This window comes from Microvirga massiliensis (assembly GCF_001006805.1).
GTDB lineage: Bacteria > Pseudomonadota > Alphaproteobacteria > Rhizobiales > Beijerinckiaceae > Microvirga > Microvirga massiliensis.
Map to the genome: position 1 here is coordinate 398,654 of NZ_LN811357.1, position 7,089 is coordinate 405,742.

Genomic DNA, 7,089 nt, shown 5'->3' on the forward strand with positions numbered 1-7,089 from the left:
TTCGGGGTTCTGCTCAGGTCACCGACCGTATTTGCCAGTCATCCAGGAGAGAGGCGCTCGATGCCCCGTTTGTTTCGAATACCTCGTCGGCGCGGGCCATCGCCTCGAGGTAGAGTTCCGCCGAACGACGCCACGAGAAGGAACTGGCCTGGAGGAGCCCCCGCCTGATTAGGTCTGCGCGAAGTTCCAGGTCTCTCCGCAGGGACAGAAAGGCCCGCAGCCACTCCTGTGCATGTTCGGGTGACGCATAGAGAGCGGCATTCCCGCAAACTTCCGGCAGGCTCGTGCGGTCCGAAACCACGACCGGACAGCCTCGGGCCATTGCCTCGAGCGGCGGCAGGCCAAACCCCTCGACGAAAGAGGGAAAGGCCAGGCACAGGCATCGACTTAGAGCATCGGCGAGTTCGTCATCCGACAGGTATCCGAGCCAGGCAACGTTTTCCGATCCTCTTCCGATCTCATGAGCGAAGACCTTCGCGTCGAGCGAGCCCGCAACCGCAAGCCGAATCCCGTGTGTGGCGAGATCGTCTGCCAGAGCGAGGAGCAGCCCGACATTCTTGTGCGGAGCTGGGCTGCCGATCACCATGACCGTGCTCGAATCGACGGCAGCGCAGGCTTGCGAGGTTTGCGGCGCCCACTCCCATACGTGTTCGTGCCCGTTCGGCACGACTGCAACCTTATAGCCCTGAGCGACATGGTGCCGCATTAGCTGCGCCCGCGAGAAGCGCGACACGGTTGTCACAGCGACAGCCCTGTGGGCAACCAGGGGCAAGAGCACGCGATAGAGCATCCGAAATTGACGCGAATAGCTCGCTGGAAACTCCACGATGTTGAGATCGTGAATGCAAACGATCTGCTTGCTTCGGAACACCGTGCTCGTGTTGCACAGGCTCAGAACTCCTCCCTTCGCATACAGGGGCAAGGCGATCTGCTCCCACAGGTGGCCTTTTAATCCGCCGGTGCGACGGATCGGTATGGAGGACAGCTCGGGTAATGCCGCCGTGATCCCAGGAACGAGAAGCTCAAGCCGCAGATCCCGTGTCAGTGGGTGCCCATCCCGTACGAGATCGTCGAGCGCCCGCACGATCTCCCGCCCGTAGCGTTGGACACCGGTGAGCTTCTGTGTGAGGAAACGGCCGTTTATGGTCCAGTATCGCGGCATAGGTGTAACGCTGGTCGAATCGTCATTGAGGCCACTGGGTGACGGGCTTTCCAACCGGCGCCAGCTCCGGTGAGCCTTTCGGATCCATCACGGGCAGGCATGCATCGACGCGCGCCATCATTTCGAGATAGGTTTCGGCGATCTTTTGCCAGGAATAGTGACGTGCGCGATCCATTCCCCGTATCCTCAGCTTGTGCCGAAGCAAGGGGTCTATCCTGAGCTGTTCCACCGCGGCGGTCCATTCGGCCTCGTTATCGGGAGCAGCATACAGGGCCGCATCTCCACATATCTCAGGCAAGGACGCAGCATGCGATACGATGGTCGGGCAACCCCGTGCCATGGCTTCCAGGGCGGGAAGGCCGAATCCCTCGATCCGGGATGGAAGAAGAAAACACAGCGCTGCGTCGAGGGCTTTGGCGAGATCGCTGTCGCTGATCCGCCCGAGTATGCGGACATTCGCAGGCACTCCGTCTTCCTGCGCGAACTCGCCAGGATCGAGGTCCCCCGCTATGCAAAGGTCGATTCCCATCGCGTCCAGCGGCGCTGCAATGCGCCGGAGCAGTTCATTGTTCTTGTGCCTTTGCCTGCGCCCGAGCGCCAGCACGAACGGTTGCTCGGATGAAAACTCAAGCTTTGAATCAGCCGGATCCCAGTAGGTAGCATGTTCATGCCCGTTATAGGTGACGACGAGCTTGCGTTCGGGGACTACACCGAAGTTGATCAGGTGACTGCGAGAGAACTCGGACACCGTGGTCACACCGGCGCACCACCGCCCGATTATCGGGAGGAGGATGCGATGGGCGAAGCGGAAACCACGTCCATAGCTCTCGGGCGCTAGCCGGGTTTGAAGATCGTGAATGCAAACGATCTGCCGACGAATCGACACGGGAGCGAGATTGCAGAAGCTGAGAAGGCCTCCTGGAACATGCCAAGGCAGTTGCATCTGTGCCCATAATTGAGGAAGGCGCGGCCGGTTGAACTCAGGAAGAACGCGCAGGGGTATCGCGGAAAGCGGGAGCTGTTCGACCGCAGGCCGCGGAGCCACGATCTCGAGCTCGAGGTCGCGCGTGAGTGGGTGGCGGCTTGCGACGATACGATCGAGCGCGGTCGTAACCTCGCGCGCATACCGCACCACTCCGTTGGGATGAAGCGCGAGAAAATCTCCGTTGATGGTCCAACGTCTAGCGGCAGAACGGTTCATGACATTCCTTGATGCGAACGAAACATGGAGCCGTCGAGGCATGAGTGTTGCGGTCTGCGCTCGCCCCCAAGCCTTTCACTGGATGTAATAGGTTGCTCCGCTTTCGCCGAGCCTCCGTACGGCACCGACATCAACCTTGTTGATCAGAACCCCGAGGACATTCGCCTGTGTCGCGGCAATGTCATCGAGGGCGTCACGCAGATTGTCGATCGGCGTCTGCCCCCACTCGGACACCACGATGAACGAGTCGATTAGAGGACTGATGGCCCGTGCATCGGGCGCGGCCCTCATGGCCGGAAGGTCGATGATGATCGTCTGGTAGATTTCGCGCGCATGCTCGAGCATCTGCCGCATTTGATCCGAGCCGAGATAGTCGCTCGAATTCGGAAGCGGTGCTTCGTTTGCCGCAGCAAGTATGTGCAGCGGTATCCTCTCGTCCGCGATTACCACCTCTTGCAGAAGTGCGGCCGACGCGAGGGCGTCCAGCAATCCTCTCCCGGTCTGCGCTACCGCGGCTCCTCTTTTGCGGGGCTTACGGAGATCGCCGTCGACGAGAAGGGTCTTCGATCCTGCGAGAGCGAACAATCTCGCCAGGTTGGCGGCGATCGTGGTCTTGCCCTCCTTTGGAGCAAGCGACGTTACGGCAATGCATCGACCTTGCCGAAGGTGTCCCGCCGTATCGATCGAGGTTTTCAGAGCCCGCATTGCGTGCGAGAACCTGGAGAAGGGATGCTCCTCCACCTCTCGAAACTCGGTTGGCAAGTGATCGCCCGAAGAGGCCGAGGATTGCCTGTCGAATAGCCGCCTGGCTTTGGCAATTGCTCTTGATCCTCTTCCACCGAGCCATGGCACTAGGCCGAGGCAGCTCACATTGAGCTCACGGCGCACCTGGCGCGGCAGCCGAATCGTCCGATCCACGTTGTGTGCCACTACCGCTACGCCAAGGCCGACCAATGCTCCGGCCAGCGTCGAGAAGGCGATGATGAGCTTCGTCTTCGGAAAGCTTCGGGCGAGCGGTCGGGTCGCCGTCGAAATGACACGCGCATTGGTGATCGGAAAGGATTCCCGCTGAACTGCCTCGGCAAGTGTCTGCAGATAACTCTCAAAAAGACGTCGGTAAGTCTGCGCTACGGTATCGAGTTCGGCGGCCTCAATCTGCTTCTCCTTGGTCATTGCGGCGTATTGAACGAGCTTTGCGAGCTGGTCCTTCAGTTCGCTCTCACGGACCTTCGAGACTTCCGCATCGCTCCTGTAGACTTGCCCGATCCGCCGCAGCTCCTCTGCGATCGCCTTTTTGTATTCCTGCATCTCATTGGAGAGCTGCATCACTGCCGGATGGTTCTCGGGATAGCGCGAGCCCAGCTCGGCGAGCTTGTTCGAGGCGTTGATATAGCGCTCGCGCAGGCTGCTCATGACTTGGTTTCCGAGGACTTCCGTCACCGCTGCATCAGGGATCCCGGAGGCAAGGATATCCTCGATCCGCTCCAGGCGGGCTTGCGTTTCGGCAGTCCTCGCACGGGCAAGAACGAGCTGGCTGTTCAACTCTGCAAGCTGCTGATCGTCGAGAAGGCCGCGGTTGCCCGCGTCGACGATATTGTTCTGGGCCCTGAATTCCTGAGCGGCACGCGCAGCAGTGCTCAGTTGCTTGCGGAGATGTTCAATTCGAACCTCCAGCCACTGCCCGCCATTGCGGGCCGCCTGTGCCTTGGATTCGAGTTGGTCTGCGATATACGCGTCGGCCGTCGCGTTCGCGATCCGCGCAGCCTTGTCGGGGTCTACCGATGTGAAAGCGACCTCGATGACATATGATTGACCCACACGGCGGACCGCCAGGTTCCGCGAGAAGATGGCTATCGCGTTTCGCAATTGTTCATAATCGGAAGGCGCGGCAGGCTGTTCTTTCCTGGCGAACAGGCCCGGCAGGATAGGCCAGCTGCCACCCGGCTGCCTAAACTCGGGATCATCGACCAACGAGAGCTCTCGGATAACGGACATCGCGACGCTCTCCGACCGCAGGAATTCGATCTGGCTATCGACTTTTGCGTTATCCAGCGAGGCATCGAAGACGCCTGATTGCTCACGGAAGGCCTGTGCGGCTCCCGGGTCGATGACGAGACGGGCCTGGGCTGAAAACAAGGGCTCTGCCGTCAGGACGTGTGTCACCCCGATGGCCGTCGCCACGGCAGTGCAGAATGCGATTGTCCAGAAATGCCGTACCAGGAAGGCATAGATATCCCGAAGGCCGATGTAGTCTTTCTCGGTTCGGCTCGCGGCGCTCTCCTGACCCGTGTCGAATTTGCCTCCCTGGATTTGATAGAGCATTCCGTCCCCCCGTGTGCCTTGATGTCTCGGATGTTCCGGGCTTCAGCCCGGATCATGGCACTTGTGTCACGACAGCCTCGGCCGGATGTACGGGCGTCAGGCGGCTGCTGATCTGCTCTTGCCGTCGCTTGATGATTCGAACTTTGACGAGATCGCCGGGCTCTACCAATGACGTATCGGTGGCGGCTTTTTCGACCAGAGTGCCGTTCTGTCTGCGAACGATCGAATAGAGGATCTCGATATTGTCCTCCTCCGAGCCGACTGTCGCGAACTGGGCTGCAAACTGATCGGATTCATTCAACAGCTTCTGGGCAGTGCTCGTTCTACGAAGCGAATCCTCGAGCTTTTCCTGTGTCTGGCGGAGTTCGGTGAGCACCTCGTTATGTCGCTTGTTTCGGAACTCGAGAATATCCCTTTCAGTGCGACTCACGTCCTGGCGCGCCCGGAGCATTGCGGTTTCCAGTTCCAGGCGGCTTCCCTCGATTTCGGCCTCGGAGCGCTCAAGCGAGAATTGGCGAGGAACGATGGCAAGCCCTTTGCTCACGAGCGATCCCACGCTTTCCAGCTCCTTCCGAATGAGATTCAGCTGGCGATCTTTGAGATGAAGCTTTGAATCCAGCGCCTCGATTTCCTTGCCGAGAAGGGCCTTGAGATCATTCAAGGCTGCGAGCTGCGTTTGCAATGTCTCATTGCGCCCATTCAGGATCAGTTGCTCCTCACGCATGATCCGCGCGATCGACTCGTCGCTCGCCTGATCCATCAACTCGGGCGGAAACTTGATGGTTGTGCCGCCCGCGAGCTCCGTCTCCAGCCGCGCGCGACGGCCCAGGAGCGAGTTGGTTTCGAGAGCCAAGTTGCTCAAAGAGCCTTCCGCCGAAATGGCTTCACGCTCCAGACGCATGAGGGCGGGATCCGTCAGGCGTGGCAAGCCACCGGCGATGCTCACGGCCTGAAGCACAGTCAGCCCGGGGCGATAGGGATACTCTCCCGGACGGTCGACCCTGCCAAGGATGTAGAAGGGTCGGAATTGCACGATCTCGACGGACGCGCTCGGCGTTTGGAGCAGGCCGACTCGCGTCCTCAGCTGCTCACCGATCGTCGCGGCGAGCTCCCCGGGCCTGAGCCCGGCCGCAGGAATCTCGCCGATCAACGGCAGCGAGACCGCTCCCGACGCGCCGACGATGAACTCACCGTTCATGGCGGTCCACTCGTGCACCGCCTCCTGCGGGGCGCGCCACTCAAAGACCTTGATTCTCACCTTGTCCTGGACACCCAGGCGATATTCCTCCGCATGTGCCCCCAAGATTGGGATGCACATCGCCAGAGCCAACACGGCGAGGGCGTATCTTCCCTTCCTCCAGGTCATGTCCGATGACCTCCCGGGCAGGCCAGCCAACTCGCCGGAGGAATGAGAGCGCTGTCAGCCTTGACCCATACCGATGTGGACCATGATTTCCTTGCCCGTGGAGAAAGCCTCTTGAGACTGATCGTGCTCACCTGAAATCCTACTCGAACGAACTCATTCTACCGGCGGCAGCATCGTTGAACGATCCTGCAATTTGAGCCTTCCTCGCGCCTCTTGCACTCAACCGGAAGGATTGTCGGAACACATCAGAGGAGCGATCTTGTCCTCTCCTGCAATTTAGACACTTCACCTTTCGGATGATGTCTGCGGAGCCAGTATCCGCTCGAGAGATGTCGTACTTCAGCCAAGGCGCGCCTTGGGGAGCATGAAAGCTTCTGCGTAAAGTTGCGGCGCACGACACTCCATTCCACGTAACCGGGCGAGCCCACGGAACGTCTCGCCGTCGAACCAGTCCTTCGACCGTTGCGTACCGAAATGCGCCAGCAGGAGCTCGATCTTGCGGTCCATCACCTTGTCATCGAGCGGAACATAGAAGTTCGGTTGCCCCAGATCACCGTCCCATTTCGGAATCTCGTATTCCAGGATGAGATGATTGCGGAACGTATTCCAGGTCAGCTGACAGACCTCGCGGTGATCCTGGTGAGCATCGTGCCGCCGGTGGGTCAGGATGATGTCGGGATCGAATCTTGTCTTGACCCCCTCCATCCAGGCCTTGATCTCGCTACCCTGATACGGAAAGAAGCCATCCCGAAAGGTGCCGAGTTCGATACGCACGCCTGCCGCCCCGGCGAGGAAAGCCGCCGCGGAGGCATTCGCCTCCTCGGCACGGGGGCCGGCGGCGCTCAGCACGCACCACTGCACGTCGAGACGCACACCTGCTGCGATCCAGCGGAGGATGGTTCCCCCAGCTCCGATTTCGATATCGTCGGAATGCGCGCCGAGACAGAGCACCGAAAGCTTGTCTCCCGGGCGCGCCAGCTCCAAGCCCCTCATTTCCCGTCCACCACCAGAGTTCTGCCCTTCGTGATGTCGCTCGTG

Annotated in this window: 5 protein-coding genes; all 5 read right to left on the minus strand. The window is 60.1% G+C overall.

What is annotated here, in order from left to right; genetic code table 11:
- Positions 1 to 13: 13 nt before the first annotated feature.
- On the minus strand, positions 14 to 1,162 hold the full coding sequence (locus BN1233_RS24150) for a glycosyltransferase family 4 protein (RefSeq protein ID WP_046866123.1): 1,149 nt from the start codon (positions 1,160 to 1,162) through the stop codon (positions 14 to 16).
- A gap of 22 nt (positions 1,163 to 1,184) precedes the next feature.
- On the minus strand, positions 1,185 to 2,363 hold the full coding sequence (locus BN1233_RS24155) for a glycosyltransferase family 4 protein (protein ID WP_053086447.1): 1,179 nt from the start codon (positions 2,361 to 2,363) through the stop codon (positions 1,185 to 1,187).
- A gap of 75 nt (positions 2,364 to 2,438) precedes the next feature.
- Positions 2,439 to 4,685: a GumC family protein gene (locus BN1233_RS24160; RefSeq protein WP_048708458.1), complete on the minus strand. Its 2,247-nt coding sequence runs from the start codon at positions 4,683 to 4,685 to the stop codon at positions 2,439 to 2,441.
- A 52-nt stretch (positions 4,686 to 4,737) separates the two neighbouring features.
- Positions 4,738 to 6,051 carry a polysaccharide biosynthesis/export family protein gene (locus tag BN1233_RS24165; RefSeq protein WP_046866124.1) on the minus strand — a complete coding sequence of 438 codons (1,314 nt, stop codon included), beginning with the start codon at positions 6,049 to 6,051 and terminating at the stop codon, positions 4,738 to 4,740.
- Between the two features lie 339 nt (positions 6,052 to 6,390).
- On the minus strand, positions 6,391 to 7,044 hold the full coding sequence (locus tag BN1233_RS24170; protein ID WP_046866125.1) for a PIG-L deacetylase family protein: 654 nt from the start codon (positions 7,042 to 7,044) through the stop codon (positions 6,391 to 6,393).
- Positions 7,045 to 7,089 lie beyond the last annotated feature (45 nt).

What these genes read in the sequence shown, in the direction of transcription:
- BN1233_RS24150 (WP_046866123.1), bottom strand. Translation starts at nt 1,162, where the DNA reads ATGCCGCGATACTGGACCATAAACGGCCGTTTCCTCACACAGAAGCTC.
- BN1233_RS24155 (WP_053086447.1), bottom strand. Translation starts at nt 2,363, where the DNA reads ATGAACCGTTCTGCCGCTAGACGTTGGACCATCAACGGAGATTTTCTC.
- BN1233_RS24160 (WP_048708458.1), bottom strand. Translation starts at nt 4,685, where the DNA reads ATGCTCTATCAAATCCAGGGAGGCAAATTCGACACGGGTCAGGAGAGC.
- BN1233_RS24165 (WP_046866124.1), bottom strand. Translation starts at nt 6,051, where the DNA reads ATGACCTGGAGGAAGGGAAGATACGCCCTCGCCGTGTTGGCTCTGGCG.
- BN1233_RS24170 (WP_046866125.1), bottom strand. Translation starts at nt 7,044, where the DNA reads ATGAGGGGCTTGGAGCTGGCGCGCCCGGGAGACAAGCTTTCGGTGCTC.